Consider the following 20949-nt stretch of genomic DNA (forward strand, 5'->3'; position numbering starts at 1 on the left):
AAGGACACCAACTGGGATAGCCTCGGCCCGATGCTGGGCGAGGCATTCGGCCAGACGCTCTACATGGTCTGTGTCGCCATGCTGATTGGCGGTGTCGCAGGTCTAGCAATCGGCGTGCTGCTCTACACCACCCGCGATGGTGGCGTACTGCGCAACAAGTTTGTCTACCAGGTCCTCAATGTCCTGATTAACTTTGTCCGCCCAATCCCGTTCATCATCCTGGTTACGGCCATCGGCCCACTGACAAAGAACGTGGTCGGCACCACCATCGGCACCGAAGCCGCAGTGTTCGTCATGTCGATTGCCGCCACCTTCGCCATCGCGCGCCTGGTGGAGCAGAACTTGATGTCCATCGACCCCGGCGTGATTGAGGCCGCCCGTGCGATGGGCGCAAGTCCGTGGCGCATCATCCGCACGGTCGTCGTGCCGGAGGCACTGGGCCCGCTGGTACTGGGCTACACCTTCGCCTTCATCGCCGTGGTCGATATGTCGGCTATGGCCGGCTACATCGGCGGTGGCGGACTGGGCAACTTCGCAATCACCTACGGCTACCAGGCATTCGACTGGAACGTCACCCTGGTGACAACCCTGGTCATCATCTTCATCGTCCAGTTGGCGCAGATCTTCGGCAACTGGCTCTCCAAGAAGATTATGCGCAGGTAGCCGCGCACATTAGCTAGCCACTAGCTAGCGGCGGGTTACCTCGACCGCAGCCCAGCCCTTCTTTGGCCCTGGAGCATCACCGCAGGAAGACACAACGCCTTCCGTGGTGATTTTCTCCAGGGCCACTTCATATTCCACGACCTTGTCGCGGTCGCTGGGGCCGTCGTAAAGCGCGACGACTGCAGTCGTGCCGTCGACGTCAACGCGTGCGACATCGTCTACGCCCCACGCATCTGCTTGACGACGCACAGCCAACTCGGCCGCCTGCCCCTGCGGGGTGTAGATACCACGGCCGCGGCAGCCCTCTGCATGCACGATGCCCTGCTGAGCGTCTTCGATGACCCCCTTGGCATCCATCGCACTCAGACGTCCAAAGCTGTAATTCCATGGCAACAGCACGCTGGCCGGCGCAAAGCGGTGCCCCTTAGAGTGCGAGGTTTCCCACACAACCTCTGGGTAGAGATTGTGCATCGCAGCAGCGAGCGGGCGACCTTTAATCGCACAGCAACGATCGCGCTTACCGTGCGTACAGATGAGAAACAGTGGATGGTCCAGACGAGTGGCCCCCTCGGTGGGCTGGCCAGGGCGGATATCCAGAGTCATCAGGTCTTCAACATCGGCAACCATGCGATGTTCGAGAAAAACCTCAGAGCCATCCACTGATTCACAATGCGCGATATAGACGTTAACGCCATCACACGGCTGCTGGCCGATTCGGCCTGGCTTTCGAATCAGCTGCAACGCGCCGCCGCGTTCAGACAGCCAGGCCTCTACCTGACCGGTGATCTCTGCTCCCCATACCCCGCCGTCAAAAATATCGTGCGACCAACCGAGTTGGTGCTCCAACGCAATAAAGAGCTTTCCGGTCTTCGCAGTACCGGGAAGCGGCTCAGTCATCTGAGCGGAACAGGTGGTATCAAATTTGGCCTGGCTCATACGCCTAAGCGTAATTGAGTGCCCCCTGCGATTGGGTCTTAGGTCGCAGCGTTCACCCCTGTTTTATTACTATTGTGCAACACTTTGACAACAAATAACTTTGACCTCGACTTTTGCAGTTCAACTTGTTGAAATTCCGCAACTGCGCACATACCGTCGGACGTATGAATACGAAATCGCTGGATGCTTCGCGCACTCGTACCCGTATCGCGGCATCCCTGTGCCTCGCATTGGGTCTAGCTCTCGGTGCCTGCTCCTCTGACTCCTCCTCAGACTCGGCTGCTGCACTGTCTATGAAAACTGACTCAACCGCTGGCACCTCCGATTTGTCGAGCAGCTCTAGCAGCTCCACTAGCTCATCTGCGGCGGCGCAGACCACCATGGATGACGATGCTGCTCCGGAGGGCGATTTCAATAGCTCTTCTGCAGAAGCTGCTCCTTCCGATGGCGCTTACTTGGGTATTCAAGATGTCCGCGTCGGTTCCCACGACGGTTATGACCGTATTGTCTTTGAACTCACCGGCGAGGGCACACCGGGATACTTCGTCCGTTACGAGGATGTCCCAACCCAGCAGGGCTCCGGCAAGCCGATTTCTGCCGACGGCACAGCCAAGCTGGTAATCGACTTGCGGGGCATGGGCTACCCCTTTGATTTCCAGATGGAGGACTTCCCCTCTGACTCGGTCAAGCCGACATCGACGTCCGTTATTAAGGAAGTCGTCGGTGCCGGAACCTTCGAGGGGCAGACTCAGTATGTCGTCGGGCTCAAGGGAGATAAGACCCCGTTCAAGGTTTTCTCGTTGAGCAATCCGAACCGCCTGGTTATTGACTTCCAATCGAAGTAATCGGTTTGCCCACCGACGCACTCCTCCTCCACTGCGTCTCTACGCGTAAGCACCCTCGATTCTCCATGCGCCGGCATGCCCTATGAGCAACCAGGCGGCGATGGTACCGTCATTCGCTACCGCACGGATTTGTATTCTTGCCGCTCGGCGAGCCTCATCGGGTACCCACCAGCGCTCATCAATCGGCCAGGGCCCAGCCCACGATGACACGCGATATGTTGTTACTCCATGTCGCACCAGGGACGGTTCCGCCGTCATGGTCGCTCGCCCAGTTACGCCCACGGTGTGCCCATCGGCGTCGAGCACTTCCACCTCTGCATTCGCAGTCGCAGGAATAATTGCCGGATTGGGAGCAAGAACAGCTCCCGGCCATGGCTGATTAATTTCCGCGGTTTTTGTGTTTTTGGGGTTTTCTCCGAAAGCGACAAATCCCACTCTTTCGCCTGGGCCACGCCCGCCTTGCATGACTGGTTGCTGTACTGCCTCTGGCCCCAGTAACCCCTGCACACGCTCTGCAGCCCGGCGCGCTTTAGCTCGCGCATCATCACTACCGTGCCACAAATCCTGCTTTACAGTCCCGGCGGCGACCACATCCAGTGGCTCTAACTGCAGCTCTACGATTCCGCGGCTATCATCTCCGTCATTTTCCTCAGCGCCGTCAACAGTTCCAGCACCAGTGTCGCTGTTCCCTCGTGGCTGCTGCCGATTCCTGTTATTCAGCCAGCCATCGAGCTGCCACCGAACTCTGTCAGCCGTAGTCTGTTCTGCCAGTGGCTCAGTGCAGCGCCATACTCTGCGCACCTCTGAGCCGTCACTAAACTGCGCCACCACCGCTAAGCGGTAACACGAATACCCATGGTTAAAAAGTTTTTCATGCAGTTGCCCAGCTAGAAAGCGCGCGACGAATGAGGCCTCATCCACTCTTCGGAGTGGACTCTCCCAAGACTGGTAGCTCACCGCCAGTCCTGGCGGCAAAGATCGCGGTGCCACCAACCGCACTTCCCCACGGCAGGCCAAATCGTGCCATCTAGCCCCCTGCGCCCCAAACCTGTTGGCTATATCCCGCTTAGGCAACGCAGCGACATCCCCCAATGTGCGCAGGCCGAGTTCCTGCCACGACTTCGCAAGCTCTGCGGGCATCTCCAGTGCACTTTCCGCCCTCAGCTCCACCAGAGAGATTCCCTGCCGAAATCTTTGGCCTTCATCCTCCCCGGGAGCTACCAGCACTCCCCTGCGCGCTGCCAAAATAGCCGTCACAATATCGTCTGCGAGTCCCAAGCTGCAGTCCACGCCCGGTACCGCAGCGGCATCAAGCAGCTTTTCCAAGGCCACATCCTGTCCGCCGTAATAACGCATTACCCCTCGCGCTGCCACAACCGCCAAGCCTGGCCGTAGAGCTTCGACACCAGCTGCCACCGCCTCCAACCGTTGCAGCACGGATTCGAATTCCGCAGCGTCGCGCACCGCACTTTCCTCGACAACCTCCAGTTCCGGGCACAACGCTTCCGCATGGCGACGACTTTGCCCGCGCCGCACCCCTGCACGGCGCGCACTTGGAGAACAAGCAGCGACTCCGCTATCACCCACAATTGCAACTGGACTGAGCGGATTAGCCTGCGACGTCACAGATGCTAGATGCGCTGCCTGCACTGGCCAATCAGGAAGCCATAGCGCCACCACACGGCTCGATTCCGCCGCTGCCATTAGGACCTCCTCTGTGCGGGAAAGGCGACCACATTGTTCTGTTCCACCTGTTCCCCCACCCGCCAACGGCACTGCCTCCGCGGAAACCGCGTCCCCGACACACTGACGTGGTAATCCACTGCCCGAATCCGGCCATAACCAGTACCAATCCCGGAAACACCAGCAACAGAGCTGGAAATTTCCGACTCAGCGCCCGGCCACTGCTGCCCGACAAAAACCAGAGCACAACCACTCGTGCGCAGTCGTGCCTGCAGCGGACGTGCCTGCGACGGCGGCGGAGTGCGCGCCAACGAAGCCACCACCAAGTCAACGCCGTCCGCCAACAGCCCAATTACTTCAAGCGGCTGCATTCCAGGATCTGGCACACAGACAATGTTCGATAGCTTCCCGCCCAACTCCACCACGGAGAGCAACCCCTGTTCAGCGAGTCCAGCTAGCGCAACATGACCTGTCTTCGTAACTTCCGCGATTAGGCCTGCCAATACCGCACCGGGCTGTTCAATGACACTGACAGCCCCTTTTCGCACTGCTCCCGCCAACGTATTTTCCAACGCCTCCGGCACCGGCAGAGCCTCACCGAGCCCAAAGGTTGCACCAGTTGCAGTCCCACCAGACTGGGCTGCCATCGCCTGCCGCAATGCCGCAATAGTCTGTTCCTTAGACTGCCCCGCAGCAATATTGACCGCCGTTGTCACTTCTTGTTCCACCTCATCCCACTGCCATCCCACTGCCCCCCCCGCCCACCACGAACACTGCTCGAATATTCTTTCCCAACAAGCGGATTAAACATTACCCTAAATAGCACGTACGTTCGATATTAATGTGCGAAGAAAAGCGCCGCACACCACCGCGCGACGCTCTAACCTCAGCCGAACACTACATTGCGTAATGCTTACGCCTTCACATCCAGGACTACATCGAATTCGAGCAAATCAGCCGACGACGACACCGGCTTGCGCTTTTCGCCCTCATGCGATGCCTTGAACGCACGGCCCTCACGCCACCCCTGGTAGGCCTCCTCGCTCTCCCACTCAGTGAAGACGAAGTAGCGGCTCTCCCCTGCGGTTGGACGCAGCAGCTGGAAACCAATAAAACCCGGGACATCGGTCATTTTCGAAGAGTTAGCGGAAAAGCGACGTTCGAGCTCTTCTCCCGCACCCTCAGGAACGGTAATAGCGTTAATTTTTACAATGCTCATGGTCATAACACTAGCCACACGACTCTCAACAATCTATAGTTCCACCGCTACTAAACTTAAGAAGTATGACTGAATGCAGCCGACGCCAACACTCTTCAGGGCCTTACCAAGACGCAACTCAACGCACGACAAAATTTATCAATAACCCCGTGCGGCTGGGGACGGCGATTGGCGTCATCACCGCAGTGATTACGCTGCTCGCGCTGCTTAACGCCCATATCATCGGCGCCATTGGCTGGTGGATCCTGATTGCGCTTCTACTCGCACTCATTGGCATCACCATTTTCCCGCGCCACGCAAAAACACCCACCAAAGAAACTCGGCCATCCTATTTCGCCGAGCCGATGCGTGAGTCACCAAACGACATCTCTTGGACCTCCAGCGTAAGCGTGCTGCTGATTTTCCCCGGCTCATGGATTATTGCTGCTGTCGCCGAACGAATCTCCTCTACACCGATCGCCTGCATAGTGACCCTAGTTCTGTCCGCCATCACCGCTACCTGCGCAATCCTGCCGCGGCAATTCGGCTTCCTCCCGATGGCCACACAACTTCCCGACGACTTCGCCCAACGCTGCCCTTATCCCGCCGACTCACCAGAGGCCCGCATCCTCGCGGTCCTCTTCACCGCACGTCTGCGCGACAACTACGTCTTCTTCACCGACCAGCTGTCTTACTTCGCCATGCTTGACGACGATGCCGTGAGCGCAGCTCTCCACACCCTAGCCGCCGATAAGCGCATCACCATCGCCAAGAACAATTCGGCCCTGACGGAAAAGGGCCGTGCCCGCGAGTTTGCACAACTCACAGACACGGCCCTTGCCAACTAGTGGCTTACTCCCACTCAATGGTTCCCGGTGGCTTGGAAGTCACATCCAGGACCACGCGGTTGACCTCAGGCACCTCGTTGGTGATACGAGTGGAGATTTTCTCCAAAGTGTCGTACGGAACGCGGGTCCAGTCAGCGGTCATCGCATCCTCAGAGGAAACCGGGCGCAGCACGATTGGGTGGCCATAAGTACGACCATCGCCCTGGACACCGACCGAGCGGACGTCGGCAAGCAGGACGACCGGGCACTGCCAGACAACCTCGTCCATACCTGCGGCCGTCATTTCCTCGCGTGCAATGGCGTCGGCGCGACGGAGGGTATCCAGACGCTCCTCATCGACAGCGCCGATGATGCGGATACCAAGACCCGGGCCCGGGAACGGCTGGCGAGCGACGATTTCTTCCGGCAGCCCCAGTTCGCGGCCGACCGCACGGACCTCGTCCTTGAACAGCAGGCGCAGCGGCTCAACGAGGGTGAACTCAACGTCATCCGGCAGACCGCCGACGTTGTGGTGGCTCTTAATGTTGGCGGTACCAGAACCGCCACCGGACTCAACCACATCCGGGTACAGGGTGCCCTGGACCAGGAAGTCCACGGTCTCGCCCTCCGGAGCGCCCTCCAGCGCCTGTGCGACAGCGCGCTCGAAGGAGCGGATGAACTCACGGCCGATGGTCTTACGTTTGGTCTCCGGATCGGTGATACCAGCCAGAGCATCCAGGAAGACCTTGGAATCGTCGACGGTAATCAGCTTCGCACCAGTTGCGGCAACGAAATCCTTCTCAACCTGCTCGCGCTCGCCCTGGCGCAGCAGCCCATGGTCGACGAAGACACAGGTCAGACGGTCACCAATAGCGCGTTGCACAAGCGCGGCGGCAACTGCGGAGTCAACGCCGCCAGACAGACCGCAAATTGCGCGACCGGTCTCACCGACCTGATTACGGACCTGCTCAATCAGCTCTTCCGCGATGTTAGCGGCAGTCCAGTCCGGCTCCAGGCCAGCAATCTCATACAGGAACTTCTCCAGAACCTGCTGACCATACGGCGAGTGGTTGACCTCCGGGTGGTACTGCACACCGGCCATGCGCTTTTCCAAGCACTCGAAAGCCGCTACCGGAGCACCCTTGGTGGACGCCGTAACGGTGAAGCCCTCCGGTGCCTTAGACACCGCGTCACCGTGGCTCATCCACACCTCGTGTGTCTCCGGCACACCAGTGTGAGCGACACCGCCACCGTCGACGACGTTCAGCTGCGTGCGGCCGTACTCACGGTCACCGGTAGCAGCAATCGTGCCGCCGAGCACCTCAGTCATCGCCTGGAAGCCGTAGCAAATACCAAACACCGGAATGCCCAGCTCAAGCCACTCTGGGTTGAGCTTCGGGGCACCTTCGGCGTAGGCACTGGACGGGCCGCCGGACAGCACCAGCGCAGCCGGGTTCTTGGCCTTAATTTCTTCGGTCGTCGCATCATGCGAGACCACTTCGGAATAAATTTTTGCCTCGCGCACACGTCGCGCGATGAGCTGCGCATACTGCGCACCGAAGTCCACGACGAGGACGGGCTTAGTCACCTGTTCAGACACGCCCTAAAGCTTATCAAGACTTACGGACTGCAGGCATACCCAGGTTCAGTGCAGCCGGAGCATCTTCCGGCACAGCCGGGTTCACCGGAGCAATCGGATCCAGGCGCACGTAGGACTCACCCTGCGCCGGACGCTGATCTTCCTCACCCTTATTCGGCCACAGCGACGTTGCACGCTCCGCATTCGCGGAAATCGACAGTGACGGGTTCACTCCCGGGTTGGCTGCCATCGCCGAACCGTCGTGAATCGAGAGCGTCGGGTAACCCCACACACGCAAGTACGGATCAACAACGCCGTTTTCGGGTGAATCTGAAATCGTTGCGCCGCCAATGAAGTGAGCTGTCAAAGGAATGTTTGCCAACTCACCGATAGTGCCCCCAGCCAGCACACGACCATTCCGACCACGTGCACTGAGCTTGTCCGCCGCACGTTGCGTAGCTTCGTTACCCGACGGAATCCACGTCGGATTCGGCTCGCCCTCGCCCTGCTTACTCATCAGGAAACGCACCGGCCCAATCTTCTGCAGGTACGTCGTAATCGAGTTGTCGCGATTCTGCATCACCAGAGAAATCACGGTGCGCTGCGACCACTTACGCAGATTCACGAGCTGCGTCAGGTAGTTAGGATGCTTTACGACGGTTCCCACAGCCTGCAGCCAACGCGGAGTTGCACGACCTCCTTCGGTCATAATCATCTGCAGCATTGCGATGGCATTAGAACCCTTGCCATAGCGCACTGGCTCGATATGGGTGTCCTCATCTGGGAAGAATGACGAAGTGATGGCTACACCGTTAGAGAAGTCATTTTCCGGGTCCACCTTCGTACCCATCGCGCCCAAAATAGCCTCGGAGTTAGTGCGGGTCAGCTTGCCCAAAGACTTCGGCAGCAGCGGCAAGTGCCCATCGGCCTGCTGGCGATGCAGCAAATTCTGGGTGCCCCATGCACCGGCGGCGAGAATGACGCGCTTAGCGCTAAACTGCTGCTTGCCCTTAGCTACCCAACGACCAGTGCGCTCAGTGTCAATAACCCAGGAGCCATCAGCCTGAGGATGCAGACCGGTAACGGTAGTGCGGTCAAAGACCTGCGCACCAAACTTCTCCGCCAAGTAGAGGTAGTTCTTAACCAGGGTGTTCTTAGCATTGTGACGGCAACCAGTCATGCACTCACCACATTCCGTACAAGCAGTACGGTCCGGGCCAATCCCCCCGAAGTAAGGATCGGAAACTGTTTGCCCCGGCGCACCCTGACCACCGGTCTTGGCGCCAAAGAACACACCCACCGGAGTCGAGCGGAAAGTATGGCCCACACCCATATCTTCGGCTACCTCACGCATGACGACGTCGGCAGGCGTGTCGGATGGGTTGGTGACCACCCCGAGCATGCGAGATGCATTGTCATAGTGCGGAGTGAGTTCTGACTCCCAGTCGGTAATGTGCCCCCACTGACGGTGCTGGAAGTACTCGGTGCCCGGCTTATACAGAGTGTTTGCGTAGTTAAGAGAACCACCGCCGACGCCGGCACCAGCGAGAATCATGACATCTTTCAACATGTGCACACGCTGGACACCAAAGAGTCCCAGCTTAGGAGCCCACAGGTACTTGTGAAGCCGCCAGCTGGTCTTGGCAAAGTCTTTATCTTCGAACCGTCGACCAGCTTCGAGAACTGCCACTCGGTAGCCCTTTTCAGTCAACCGCAAAGCAGAAACAGAACCACCGAAACCGGAACCGACGATTACAACATCGAAATCGCGTTGTTTACTCATGGGAAAAGCCACCTTCTCTAAGGGCGTAACGCTAATGCGCGGAACTCATGTTCCTAACCCTAAGCGGAGGTGGCTTTTCAGTAAGGTAGTTTTGCGAAAAAACTATCCGATTACTTTGATTAAAAACCCTTTGGACGTACCGACAGCTCAACGCGGTGGAAGGACTTCAGGTTGGTAAAGCCGCACTTGGCCATCGCGCGACGCAGGCCACCGGCGAGATTGCGGTCACCGAACGGCGAAGCGGACGGGCCAAACAGAGCCTCTTCCAGGCTGACCAATTCCTTCTCATCGTCGACGACCGGCCACACCGCACCGCGCGGGTACTTCGGGTGTGCCGCAACAGACGGCCAGGCGTAGCCCTGCCCCGGAGCTTCGTGGACGGTTGCCAGCACACTGGACAGTGCCACAGCATCCGCACCGCAGGCGATTGCCTTGGCAATGTCACCGACGGTATCAATGCCGCCATCGGCAATGATGTGGACGTAGCGCCCCTCGGTCTCATCGAGGTAGTCCTTACGAGCAGCTGCAGCATCCGCAATAGCGGTAGCCATTGGCACATCGATACCGAGCGCATCCGGGGACGTCGTAAAGCCCGTACCGACAATCACACCAGCTGCGCCTGAACGCATCAGATGCAGCGCAGTCTGGTAGTCGACAACGCCACCGGCGATAACTGGAACGTCCAGGCTGCCGATGAAGTCCTTGAGGTTTAGCGGTTCACCCTGAGCCGTGACATGCTCTGCGGAAATCAGCGTGCCCTGGATAACCAACAAGTCGATGCCGGCCTTGATAGCCAGCGGAGCCAGCTCACGGGCATGCTGCGGGGAGACACGAACTGCAGTAATCGCGCCGGTTGCGCGAATCTCCTTGATGCGCTCAACCAACAGGTCAGTATCAATTGGAGCAGAGTGCAGTTCCTGCAGCTTGCGGTTCGCTGCCTCGGATTCACGCTTGGTGGCGGCATTCTTTGCCAACTCCACCAGCTCGGCGATCTTGTCCTGCGCATCGGCGTGACGGGCCCAGATACCCTCGGCGTTGAGAACCGCCAAACCGCCCAGACGAGCAAACTCAGCGACGGATTCCGGGCTGGCGATGGCATCTGTCGGATGCATCATCATCGGGAGTTCGAAATCGTAGGCGTCAATTCGCCAGGAGGTATCGACGTCCTTGGACGACCGGGTACGACGAGTGGGAACGAGTGCAATATCGTCCAACTCGTAGGTCCGGCGTGCCTCGCGGCCAATACCGATTTCAACGATGTCGCGCATGAGCTTTCCTCACATGCCCTTTCCGTGGAATTTAACTCGACTAAGCCAGTTTAGCGCTGGTAGTAGTTCGGCGCTTCGACAGTCATCTGGATATCGTGCGGGTGCGACTCGCGCAGGCCTGCAGCGGTGATCTGGACAAACTGTGCGTCATGCAGCTGCTCGACGGTAGCGGAACCGGTGTAGCCCATAGCTGCGCGCAGACCACCGACCAGCTGGTGAACGATGGAGTCGATGCTGCCGCGGAACGGAACACGCCCCTCAATGCCTTCCGGAACTAGCTTCTCTTCGCTCTTGACATCAGCCTGGAAGTAGCGGTCCTTGGAGTAGGAGCGCTTCTCACCGGTCAGGCCGCGGCCCTGCATGGCGCCCAGCGAGCCCATGCCGCGGTACATCTTGTACTGCTTGCCGTTGACGAAGGTGACCTCACCCGGAGCCTCAGCGGTACCGGCCAGCATCGAACCGAGCATGACGGAGGATGCACCGGCTGCCAGAGCCTTGGCGATGTCGCCGGAGAACTGCATACCGCCATCGGCGATAATCGGAACGCCAGCCTTCTTAGCTGCGACAGAGGCTTCCATGATGGCGGTGATCTGCGGGGCGCCCACACCTGCGACAACGCGAGTGGTGCAAATCGAGCCTGGGCCGATACCGACCTTGATGGCATCTGCACCCGCGTCAATCATGGCCTGTGCAGCGCCACGGGTAGCCAGGTTGCCGCCGATAATCTGGATGTTCTCGCCGAATTCCTTCTTAACGCGGGAGACCATCTCAAGTACACCTGAGTTGTGGGCGTGAGCGGTATCAACAACGAGCACGTCTACGCCTGCGTCAGCCAATGCGTGCGCGCGCTTCCAGGAGTCCTCGCCGGTACCGATGCCAGCACCGACCAGCAGACGGCCGGAACCATCCTTGGAAGCATTCGGGTACTGATCCTTCTTGACGAAGTCCTTGACGGTAATCAGACCAGTCAGGCGGCCTTCGCCATCGACGATCGGCAGCTTCTCCACCTTGTGAGCGCGCAGCAGGTTCAGCGCCGCATCGCCAGACACACCCTGCTCAGCCACGACCAGCGGCATCGGGGTCATGATTTCGGAAACCTTGCGGTTCAGGTCTGCCTCAAAACGCATGTCACGGTTGGTGCAGATACCGACCAACTTGCCGTCCTTATCGACGACCGGCAGGCCCGAGATGCGGTAACGAGCGCACTTGGCATCTACTTCGGCGATGGTGTCATCCGGGGAACAGGTCACCGGGTCGGACACCATGCCAGCCTCAGAGCGCTTCACAATCTCGACCTGCTGAGCCTGCTCCTCGATAGACAGGTTGCGGTGCAGGATACCCATACCGCCCTGGCGGGCCATGGCAACAGCCATGCGGGCCTCGGTGACGGTGTCCATAGCAGCGGACACAACCGGAATGTTCAGACGCAGCTCACGAGTGAGCTGCGTCGAAGTATCAACGCCGGAGGGGATAACGTCCGAAGCATCCGGCAGCAGCAGGACGTCATCGAATGTAAGGCCGACTAGTGGAATCTTGTTGGGATTGTCTCCGCCGAGGCTAATTCCCGTGGGGTTGGTCATGGACTCCTCCTGCTCCACCCTTGCCGACATCCGGCCAGGGGCGCTATCGCTTCGTGGTTGCCAAACGTTATATACAGGGTAGTCCTTCAGTGATGAAACGCGACAATTAGGCGGAGCGACAGGTGCCCGACAAGGGTTAGCCGAAAGCTAGCTGAGGGTTATTCCAAGGTGAACTAAACCCCAACTAAGTGCATCGCCAATCGACAGGATTGCCGTACAGAGCTGTTACGGTAGTGGTTGTGAACCACAACTTTTTCTCATCCATGCCGCGGGATCCGTTCGAAGGAGATCCCAATGACCCGGCAAGCTTTCTCGAGCCGGATGAGCCGTTTGCTCCACTGACAGACCAGGAACGTCGAGAGGTTCTTGAAGATCTGGCCGCAGTTCGCCTATTCCGCACCGCTTTGAGCCCAGAGGGATTACTGGGCGTCTGCATGTTGTGTGAGGACTGCGGTGACGAGCACTTTTATAACTGGGAGGTTTTGGAAAACCACTACCTGATGCTCCTGTCTGGCCAGGCATCCCCGGTTCACGAGCCACAATTCGATCCAGACCCCTCCCGTTACGCCCCATGGGACTACTGCGCAGGCTTTGTCGACGGTTTGCGTTCTCGACGACCTGGCCGTTTCTAAAAATTTGGTAAGAGTTTGACGGAATTGTTTGCGTAGTATCCCGGCTGGCCTCCTTAGGTTTACCAACCGTTCATTGTTGGCCTCCACACTTGAGCTCACTGCTTCAAGAAAGCTCAATGAAGGAGACATCAATTCCGATGACGTACATCGACCACTTGCCCGGGCCCAATGCGGATTTGTGGGATTGGCAGCTGCACGGCTCTTGCCGCGGGCAGGACTCCGCGACCTTCTTCCACCCGGAAGGCGAGCGCGGACGCGCACGCAGCCTGCGTGAAGCCCGTGCGAAGGCTATCTGCCGTTCTTGCCCTGTTCTTATGCAGTGCCGTAGTCACGCACTCAAGGTTGGTGAGCCATACGGTGTCTGGGGCGGTCTCAGCGAATCTGAACGAAATGAAATCCTTCGAGCTAAGCCGGCCGCACGTGAACGCGAACTTGAACGCGTTCTAGTTACTGCCATGTAGTCCCTCCCCTCTCTCGGACTCCATCCAGTTCACATAAAAACCAAAATGCTCCCCACCCTCAGATTGAAAGGTGGGGAGCATTTTACGTGCCAAAGGCCCGGGCACTAGCTCACTGACAATTAGTGAGCGTGATCGTGCTGCGGCTCTTCCTCCGGCTTGTCCACAACAGAAGCCTCGGTGGTCAGCAGCATACGCGCCACGGAGGTTGCGTTGACGACTGCGGAGTGAGTGACCTTGACCGGGTCGATGACGCCGGACTCAATCAGGTTCTCGTAAGTGTCAGTAGCAGCGTTGTAGCCGTTGCCGTTCTCCAGCTCACCAATGTGGTAGACAACGACAGCACCGTCCTTACCAGCATTCTCAGCAATCCAGAAAGCCGGACGGGTCAGAGCCTTGGCAACTGCACGGACACCGACTGCCTCGTCGCCCTCGAACTCGTCAGCGAATGCCTCGAGTTCACGGGAGATCTGCACCAGTACGGAACCGCCGCCGGCGATGACGCCTTCCTGAGCTGCCGCACGAGCAGCGTTAATGGCGTCCTCGACACGCAGCTTGCGCTCGTTGACCTCGGTCTCGGTAGCAGCACCGACCTTAATGACAGCCACGCCGCCAGAGAGCTTCGCCAGACGCTCTTCCAGCTTCTCGCGGTCCCAGTCAGAGTCAGTGCGCTCAATCTCGGCACGGATCTGGTTACGACGCTCTTCTACGGCCTCAGCGGTGCCGGCACCGTCAACCAGAACGGTCTCGTCCTTGGTAATGGTGATACGGCGTGCGTTACCCAGCACCTCAAGTCCTACGTCCTTCAGCTGCATGCCAGTGTCAGCCGTAACGACGGTTGCACCGGTGACAACTGCCAGGTCATCCATGAACGCCTTACGACGGTCACCGAAGTACGGTGCCTTCACTGCGGCAACCTTCAAGGTCTTGCGCATAGCGTTGATAACCAGCGCGGACAGGGCCTCGCCCTCGATGTCCTCAGCCATAATCAGAGTCGGCTTGCCGGACTCGGCAATCTTCTCCAGAATCGGCAGGAACTCCGGCAGGGAGGAAATCTTCTCGCGAACGAGCAGCACCTGTGCACCGTCAAGAATTGCCTGCTGAGCCTCGACGTCGGTAATGAAGTACGGCGAGAGGAAGCCCTTGTTGAAAGACACGCCCTCGGTCACGGACAGCTCGGTGGCAATCGACTGCGACTCCTCCACAGAGACGACGCCGTCCTTGCCGACCTTGTCCATGGCACCTGCAACCAGGTCACCAATTTCAGTGTCGCGCGAGGAAACGGTTGCCACCTGTGCGATGGCAGCAGAGCTGCTGACCGGGGTGGCGCGCTGCTTCAGCAGCTCAACCGCCTTGTCGGATGCAGCGTGAATACCGCGGTTCAGCGAAATCGGGTTTGCGCCGGCTGCAACGTTGCGCAGACCCTCGTGGACCAGCGCCTGTGCCAGCAGCGTTGCGGTAGTAGTACCGTCACCGGCAACGTCATTGGTCTTGACCGCAACGGACTTAACCAACTGCGCGCCGAGGTTCTCAAACGGATCCTCAACGTCGATGTCGCGGGCGATGGTCACACCATCATTGGTGACCAGCGGACCGCCGAAGGCCTTGTCCAGGACAACGTTGCGACCCTTCGGGCCAAGCGTGACCTTGACTGCGTCGGCAAGCGTGTCCACACCGCGCTTGAGGCCTTCGCGAGCCTCTTCGTTAAAAGCAATAAGCTTCGCCATGTGTGGGTACGTCCTCCCTTTAGTTCTCGATAACAGCCAGGATGTCGCGCTGCGACAGCAGCAGGTACTCTTCGCCCTGGTACTTCAGCTCAGTGCCGCCGTACTTGGAGAAGATGACGATGTCACCCTCCTTGACGTCCATAGGAATGCGGTCATCGTCATCGGCCCAACGACCCGGACCAACTGCGATAACGGTAGCTTCCTGCGGCTTCTCCTTAGCGGAGTCCGGGATAACCAGGCCAGAAGCCGTGGTGGTCTCTGCTTCGTTGATCTGGACGAGGACGCGGTCCTCCAGCGGCTTGATGTTGACGTTCGCCACGATGAATTCCTCCATACATGCGGTGATGTGATGTTCTTGTGCCGGTTGGTCTGCCGTGCACAGCCGTCGTCGCGGGTGAACAACTGTGTGTCAAACAACCTTCGTTAGCACTCTACCCCTGCAAGTGCTAACACTCAACAATAGTGAGCGCTAATGCTAATTGGTCAGCTTGTCGGGGTTACACGCCATACGACCGAACACAGTAACCGTCATTCCGTGTTCCTTGATGTACTCATCGCTAAAGCACGGGCCACCAGAACCGGTTGTGTAACGACTGTCTGGCTCCCTCCTTTGCCAGGCACCTTCGTCCCATTGGTAGACCGCCAGTCCACCACTGTTTGCGCGCCCACCCAGCGCCCACCATCCGTCACAGGCGACAATCGTAAAGTTTTCCTCCGTAGTCGGGAACGCCGATGCCTCGCAATCCCCACTAATCGGATAATCGGGCGTAGCCGTACTCGTAGTTTCCTTCTTGGCTTTCTCCGGCGACTTCACCTTCACGGTCTCCGTCGCAGTCGCAGTAACAGTGAGCTTCGGCGTTACTTCATCCTTGGCACCTGCACCAAACCATTGCTCACCTCGACCACTCACAACTAGGTAAAGCACCGCCGCTACAGCGACAATCACCACAAGCAGCAGCGCGATGACTGCCCATAGCACTCCCCGAGCACGACCGCGCTGATGTTCAACTTGCGGTGCTTGCGTTGTTTGCAGTTCACCCTGCGGCGCAAACAGCTCAGTCTGATTATGCGAATTATCGGATGGCTGAAGTTCCCACTCGCTGTAGTCTTTACTCATTTTTGGGCAAGCGCTTTCCTGTAATTGTCCTGCGATCCATGGCAGAGAAACAAGTCAAAGTCAGTTAACGAAATTTAACATGGATCCGAGGGGCAATCACTGCTTATTGCATTACAGGATCTTCCACAGGCATGGAGGGGTCGGTCGGGCAGGCGTAGCCAGAGGGCTTGACCCCCGCGGCAATGAGGTAGGCGGCAGCTGCGCCAATCATGACACCGTTGTCGGTGCACAGCTTAATCGGTGGCACGTGCAGCGTAATTCCTGCCGAGGTAGCTCGCGCCGCTGCGAGTTCACGCAACCTCGAGTTCGCAGCCACACCACCACCGAGCAGCAGCGTAGTGGCCCCCACATCCTGAGCTGCGCGAACGGCCTTCTTGGTCAATACATCGCAGACCGCCTCCTGGAAGGAAGCACAGACGTCCTCTACGGAGTATTCACGACCTTCCTTCTCCGCCGCCTCGACATAGCGGGCCACGGCGGTTTTCAAGCCGGAGAAGGAGAAGTCATGGCGCGCATCCTGCTGGCGCATCATGGCGCGAGGAAACGCGATGGCCTTGCGGTTACCCTGCTTAGCCAACTTATCGATAATCGGGCCGCCCGGGTAACCCAATCCGAGCAACCTCGAAACCTTGTCGTATGCCTCTCCGGCCGCGTCGTCAAGCGTCGATCCGAGCTCCCCCATCGGACGACCAACCCCCTGTACGCGCAGCAGCTGCGTGTGCCCGCCGGAAACTAGCAGCGCCACTGCGTTGGATAGATCTGCGCCATCGAGAGCTCCGACAGCAACGTGGCCACCAAGGTGATTAATGCCGTAGAAAGGCACACCCCAGGCGGCGGCATAAGCCTTCGCGCCTGCCGAACCGACCAGCAGCGCACCGGCGAGACCGGGCCCCACGGTAGCGGCGACGGCATCTGGGATAAAAGTATCGATACCGAGCTTGGCAGCTGCTTGCGCGCGCGCCTCGGAGACTACTGGCTGCAAGGCTTCCAAATGAGCGCGGGAAGCAATCTCCGGGACCACACCACCGAAGCGGGCGTGCTGCTCCATGGAGGATGCGACGACGTCGGCAAGCACTTCCACCTCGGGAATGGCGGGGGTGCTGGTGTCGGTGTCGTCGTAGCGCACACGCATCACTGCAGCGCCAGTCTCATCGCAGGAACTCTCGATTGCCAGCAGGGTCAACTCGGTCATAGCAGTCATGGTACTAGCGCACCACCGGGTCGCTTACCAGCGACCGAGTTTAAATTTCGAGGCGACCGAGGTTCCGCACAGCGGCACGCCAGAGAGCGTATTCCTCTGGGTAGTCATCGCGGTAGTGGCGCACGGCGCGCATACCGTGCTTAATACGCTCGATTTCCTCGTCGCCGATATCCTTGCCCTCGGCGTCGACAAATACGACCGTTCCGCAAATTGCGGTGGTGGGGTCGGTAAAGAAAGCCGAGTTGCCCGTAGCAGCCTCATTGCGGCCGAGGGACGCGACCGGATTCGGTTCAGCGCCCTCAGCCTTGGCCGTCGGGTTGTAGAGAGCGGCGTAATCGGCGCCGTCTTCCTGAAACGCCACCGAAACACGGTCGGAGGAAACTCCGCCGAGGAATGTAGCAGCGGCCTCCAACTCAAATTCGACGATGCGATGCGTCAGGTCAGGGTTCACCAGAAAACCTTTAATCATGGAAACAGAGGTACCGCACCGCACCCGCTCCCGCATCTCGAGAGCGCTACCCCCACTATGGCCGCGGGATGTTGCGGAGGTTCGACCGTGCCATGTTGATCATCTGACCAACGCCGCCGCCGAAGACGGTGCGAGTAGCGGCCTTGGAGAATCCCATCAGCATGTCCCAGGTGATGTTTGCCGGGATGGACAGGGCATTCGGGTCGGTGATCATATCCACCAGCACCGGACCGTCGTATGCCAGCGCCTCTTGAATCAGGCGAGGCGCATCGGCCGGATCTTCAATTCGGATGGCCTTGATACCCAACGACTCTGCGACTCCGGCGTAGTCCACCGCGTCGTGATCGGTCTCGTGCTCCGGCAGCCCCTGAACCAGCATCTCCAGCTTGACCATGCCGAGCGAGGAGTTGTTGAACACAAACATCTTGATGGGCAGCTGCTCCTGCTTCACGGTGATGAGCTCACCGAGCAGCATTGACAGGCCACCGTCACCGTTGAAGGTAATGACCTGACGGTCCCGGTCAGCAGCCTGCACACCAATGGCCTGCGACAGTGCATTGGCCATAGTGCCGTGACGGAAGGAACCAATCTGCTCTCGCTTGCCATTCGGTGTGACGTAGCGTGCAGCCCAGACATTGCCCATGCCGGTGTCGACCGTGAATACGGCATCGTCATCGGCGTACTTATCAATCAGGTCGGCCACATACTCCGGGTGAATCGGTCGCATGTTCTCAACGTCGTGGGTGTATGCCTCGATGACGTGGCTGAGCAGGCGCTCGTGGTTCCGCAGCTGCTTGTCCAGGAAGGAGCGGTCGGTCTTTTCATCCAGGTGCGGCAGGATGGTTTCGATTGTGGCAGCCACATCGCCGACGACTGGGTACTTCACCGTGGTACGACGACCGATGGCACGACCATCGATATCGACCTGTGCGACGTTCTTAGTCGGCAGGAAGTCGTTGTACGGGAAGTCAGTACCGAGCAGAATCAACAGATCAGCATCGTTGGAGGCATCGTGGCAGGCGCCGTAGCCCAGCAGGCCGGACATGCCGACGTCATAGGGATTGTCGTACTGGATGTACATCTTGCCACCCAGCGCATGTCCCACCGGCGACTTAATTTTCTCCGCAAGCTTGAGCACCTGTTCGCGGGCGTCCTTCACGCCTGCGCCACAGAAAAGCGTGACCGTTTTAGCCTCGTTGATTGCGTCGGCAAGCGCGGCGGCCTGACCGGCGTCAGGGAATACGACTGGGCGACCGCTGCTGATTGTGGAGGTGACGAACTCATCATTTTCCACTTCATGCGTTGTAATGTCGCCCGGCAGAACCAGCACGGAAACACCGTGGCCAGTCATGGTCGACTGGATAGCGTGATGCAAAACAACGCCACCCTGCTCAGCGGAGTTGACCATCTCGCAGTAACCGGAGCACTCGTTGAAGATGAACTCCGGATGGGTCTCCTGGAAGAAGTTCGAGCCAATCTGGCGGGAAGGAATGTGCGATGCCAGCGCCAGCACCTTTGCGCCGTTGCGGTGGGAGTCATACAGGCCCTGAATGAGGTGGGTATTACCCGGGCCGCAGGAGGCCGCACACACTGCTAATTCGCCGGTGACCAGGGACTCCGCGCCGGCGGCGAAGGCGGCAGCCTCTTCGTTGCGAACGTGCACCCACTCAATGGAGGACTCGCGCACAGCGTCGACAATGGGGTTCAAACTATCTCCAACGAGTCCGAAGATTCGCTTGACCCCCTGCTTCTCTAGGGTTTCTACGAGCTGTTTTGCAAAGGTTTTAGCCATGTGCCTGGTTTAACGCAGATTAGTCAATACGTCAACATCTAGCTGGCCAACTCAGGCCGACACATCGTGTACGCATCCGCCCCAGAGCCCGGATAATAGTTCTTTCGCAGCCCCATATTTTCGAAGCCATAGCGCCGATACATAGCGATTGCGGGTTCGTTATCTGTGCGAACTTCCAAAAACACCGGGCCCGGATCCTCCGCCACAGCTGCCATCAGCGCGTCCATCAGCTGCGTCCCAAAGCCCCGGCGCTGCCACTTCTTCCCCACCCCGATGGTGTGAATCTCGTATTCGGCGGCCCCCGCAGGCCCCAGCTTGGTAATCCCCGCATAGCCGCACAGTTCTTCGTCCTCGTCTACATCTGCAATCAGCCCGACGTAGAAATTGTTCGGCGCGGCCAGCTCTGCCATAAAGGCCGATTCCGGCCAGGGATCGTCGCCGGCAAACAGCTCCGCCTCAATCGCCGCACACGCCTTGGCCGCAGGAGGTCCGAGACGCACTAGCTTGACGACGCTCATCTCATAGCCTTCGGGACAACGGCATCCGGACGGCGCAAGTACAGCGGCACCAGTGGGCCCGGCGCGGAGTCAAAGTCGACCGCTTCAACCATGGCTGTCGGAGTGGGAAAGACTTGTTCGGCAGCAACCTCAAGCCCGGCAATTTGCTCGATGTGGCTGAGACTGCCGCGGGCCTGGCTCGGCGCGAAGTCGGCGGCTTCTGCTGCAAGTTCTTCCTTGAGCAGCTCCATGACGTCGGCTGGCTTGGCCACTGCCGGACCGAAAACCCGCTGGCCATCGCGGTAGGCGGCGAAGTACACCTCGCGGCGGCGGGCATCGGTGACGACCAGTTCATCGCCAACCCCACCCGCAAGCGAATCCAGGCTGCAGATGCCGTAGCAGGGAATTCCCAGAGCGTCGGCGAAGGAGGCTGCGGTGGCCATACCAACGCGCAAGCCCGTAAACGGCCCCGGCCCACAGCCGACAACCACGGCATCTAGCTCGGTTGCCGCCACCCCACTGTCAGTGAGGCACTGCTGAATCAGCGGCACCAGCACCTCGTTGTGCGCACGGGCATCCAGGTGCAGCTTTTCGGCCACGGTTTCACCATCGCGGACAATTCCCGCGGTGACCTGTGGAGTCGATGTGTCAACGGCCAAAATGTTCATACTCAGTAACCTACTTGAACCGACTT

Annotated in this window: 21 protein-coding genes; 5 read left to right on the top strand and 16 right to left on the bottom strand. The window is 59.0% G+C overall.

Going from position 1 to position 20949, the window contains the following annotated elements; translation table 11 throughout:
• Nucleotides 1-30: 30 nt before the first annotated feature.
• A complete protein-coding gene (locus tag HMPREF2547_RS00910) occupies nt 31-663 on the top strand; it encodes a methionine ABC transporter permease (RefSeq protein WP_224433327.1) in 633 nt (210 codons plus the stop codon).
• 24 nt (nt 664-687) lie between these two features.
• Here HMPREF2547_RS00910 and HMPREF2547_RS00915 read toward each other — a convergent pair whose 3' ends face one another.
• Entirely contained in the window at nt 688-1599 is a 912-nt protein-coding gene (locus HMPREF2547_RS00915) for a sucrase ferredoxin (RefSeq protein ID WP_070429824.1), read from the bottom strand.
• Nucleotides 1600-1763: 164 nt separating this feature from the next.
• Between HMPREF2547_RS00915 and HMPREF2547_RS00920 the strand changes: the two genes are divergently transcribed.
• A complete protein-coding gene (locus tag HMPREF2547_RS00920) occupies nt 1764-2444 on the top strand; it encodes an AMIN-like domain-containing (lipo)protein (RefSeq protein WP_070604449.1) in 681 nt (226 codons plus the stop codon).
• A gap of 39 nt (nt 2445-2483) precedes the next feature.
• On the opposite strand, the gene HMPREF2547_RS00925 is transcribed toward HMPREF2547_RS00920, so the two are convergent.
• The 3 genes from HMPREF2547_RS00925 to HMPREF2547_RS00935 all read right to left on the bottom strand — a co-directional run bounded on the left by HMPREF2547_RS00925 (nt 2484) and on the right by HMPREF2547_RS00935 (nt 5346).
• Nucleotides 2484-4148, bottom strand: coding sequence for a Y-family DNA polymerase (locus tag HMPREF2547_RS00925; protein WP_070604451.1), 1665 nt, complete (start codon nt 4146-4148; stop codon nt 2484-2486).
• Nucleotides 4148-4876: a hypothetical protein gene (locus tag HMPREF2547_RS00930; protein WP_246819585.1), complete on the bottom strand. Its 729-nt coding sequence runs from the start codon at nt 4874-4876 to the stop codon at nt 4148-4150. Before HMPREF2547_RS00930 ends, HMPREF2547_RS00925 begins: the two co-directional genes overlap by 1 nt.
• A 164-nt stretch (nt 4877-5040) precedes the next feature.
• The gene (locus tag HMPREF2547_RS00935) at nt 5041-5346 is read right to left on the bottom strand and encodes an antibiotic biosynthesis monooxygenase family protein (protein WP_038629377.1); all 306 of its coding nucleotides are present in this window, start codon (nt 5344-5346) and stop codon (nt 5041-5043) included.
• A 65-nt stretch (nt 5347-5411) separates the two neighbouring features.
• Between HMPREF2547_RS00935 and HMPREF2547_RS00940 the strand changes: the two genes are divergently transcribed.
• Nucleotides 5412-6173, top strand: coding sequence for a hypothetical protein (locus HMPREF2547_RS00940; protein ID WP_070604453.1), 762 nt, complete (start codon nt 5412-5414; stop codon nt 6171-6173).
• Between the two features lie 4 nt (nt 6174-6177).
• Here HMPREF2547_RS00940 and guaA read toward each other — a convergent pair whose 3' ends face one another.
• From guaA to guaB, 4 genes are all read right to left on the bottom strand, one after another.
• Nucleotides 6178-7752, bottom strand: coding sequence for a glutamine-hydrolyzing GMP synthase (gene guaA, locus HMPREF2547_RS00945; RefSeq protein ID WP_042388426.1), 1575 nt, complete (start codon nt 7750-7752; stop codon nt 6178-6180).
• Nucleotides 7753-7765: 13 nt separating this feature from the next.
• Entirely contained in the window at nt 7766-9514 is a 1749-nt protein-coding gene (locus tag HMPREF2547_RS00950; RefSeq protein WP_016422121.1) for an FAD-dependent oxidoreductase, read from the bottom strand.
• Between the two features lie 119 nt (nt 9515-9633).
• On the bottom strand, nt 9634-10782 hold the full coding sequence (locus tag HMPREF2547_RS00955) for a GuaB3 family IMP dehydrogenase-related protein (protein ID WP_048731529.1): 1149 nt from the start codon (nt 10780-10782) through the stop codon (nt 9634-9636).
• A 50-nt stretch (nt 10783-10832) separates the two neighbouring features.
• Nucleotides 10833-12362: an IMP dehydrogenase gene (gene guaB / locus HMPREF2547_RS00960; RefSeq protein WP_016422119.1), complete on the bottom strand. Its 1530-nt coding sequence runs from the start codon at nt 12360-12362 to the stop codon at nt 10833-10835.
• Between the two features lie 263 nt (nt 12363-12625).
• On the opposite strand from guaB, the gene HMPREF2547_RS00965 reads away from it, so the two are divergent.
• Nucleotides 12626-12994, top strand: coding sequence for a DUF5319 domain-containing protein (locus tag HMPREF2547_RS00965; RefSeq protein ID WP_038629374.1), 369 nt, complete (start codon nt 12626-12628; stop codon nt 12992-12994).
• Nucleotides 12995-13131: 137 nt separating this feature from the next.
• Entirely contained in the window at nt 13132-13455 is a 324-nt protein-coding gene (locus tag HMPREF2547_RS00970) for a WhiB family transcriptional regulator (RefSeq protein ID WP_016422117.1), read from the top strand.
• 119 nt (nt 13456-13574) lie between these two features.
• On the opposite strand, the gene groL is transcribed toward HMPREF2547_RS00970, so the two are convergent.
• The 8 genes from groL to tsaB form a co-directional block, all read right to left on the bottom strand.
• The gene (groL, locus tag HMPREF2547_RS00975) at nt 13575-15179 is read right to left on the bottom strand and encodes a chaperonin GroEL (RefSeq protein ID WP_070604455.1); all 1605 of its coding nucleotides are present in this window, start codon (nt 15177-15179) and stop codon (nt 13575-13577) included.
• A gap of 19 nt (nt 15180-15198) precedes the next feature.
• Nucleotides 15199-15498: a co-chaperone GroES gene (gene groES, locus HMPREF2547_RS00980; RefSeq protein WP_005510054.1), complete on the bottom strand. Its 300-nt coding sequence runs from the start codon at nt 15496-15498 to the stop codon at nt 15199-15201.
• 156 nt (nt 15499-15654) lie between these two features.
• Nucleotides 15655-16296: a hypothetical protein gene (locus HMPREF2547_RS00985; RefSeq protein ID WP_049169953.1), complete on the bottom strand. Its 642-nt coding sequence runs from the start codon at nt 16294-16296 to the stop codon at nt 15655-15657.
• Nucleotides 16297-16399: 103 nt separating this feature from the next.
• Nucleotides 16400-17479 carry a tRNA (adenosine(37)-N6)-threonylcarbamoyltransferase complex transferase subunit TsaD gene (gene tsaD, locus HMPREF2547_RS00990; RefSeq protein ID WP_070595976.1) on the bottom strand — a complete coding sequence of 360 codons (1080 nt, stop codon included), beginning with the start codon at nt 17477-17479 and terminating at the stop codon, nt 16400-16402.
• Between the two features lie 58 nt (nt 17480-17537).
• Nucleotides 17538-17966: a hypothetical protein gene (locus HMPREF2547_RS00995; protein WP_042388422.1), complete on the bottom strand. Its 429-nt coding sequence runs from the start codon at nt 17964-17966 to the stop codon at nt 17538-17540.
• A 55-nt stretch (nt 17967-18021) separates the two neighbouring features.
• Nucleotides 18022-19758, bottom strand: coding sequence for a pyruvate dehydrogenase (locus tag HMPREF2547_RS01000; RefSeq protein WP_016422112.1), 1737 nt, complete (start codon nt 19756-19758; stop codon nt 18022-18024).
• Between the two features lie 38 nt (nt 19759-19796).
• Nucleotides 19797-20276 carry a ribosomal protein S18-alanine N-acetyltransferase gene (rimI, locus tag HMPREF2547_RS01005; protein ID WP_049190359.1) on the bottom strand — a complete coding sequence of 160 codons (480 nt, stop codon included), beginning with the start codon at nt 20274-20276 and terminating at the stop codon, nt 19797-19799.
• Nucleotides 20273-20923 carry a tRNA (adenosine(37)-N6)-threonylcarbamoyltransferase complex dimerization subunit type 1 TsaB gene (tsaB, locus tag HMPREF2547_RS01010; protein WP_049190362.1) on the bottom strand — a complete coding sequence of 217 codons (651 nt, stop codon included), beginning with the start codon at nt 20921-20923 and terminating at the stop codon, nt 20273-20275. Before tsaB ends, rimI begins: the two co-directional genes overlap by 4 nt.
• Between the last annotated feature and the right edge of the window lie 26 nt (nt 20924-20949).

Origin of the sequence: Corynebacterium sp. HMSC055G02, from assembly GCF_001809065.1 — a bacterium.
Lineage (GTDB): Bacteria > Actinomycetota > Actinomycetes > Mycobacteriales > Mycobacteriaceae > Corynebacterium > Corynebacterium jeikeium_D.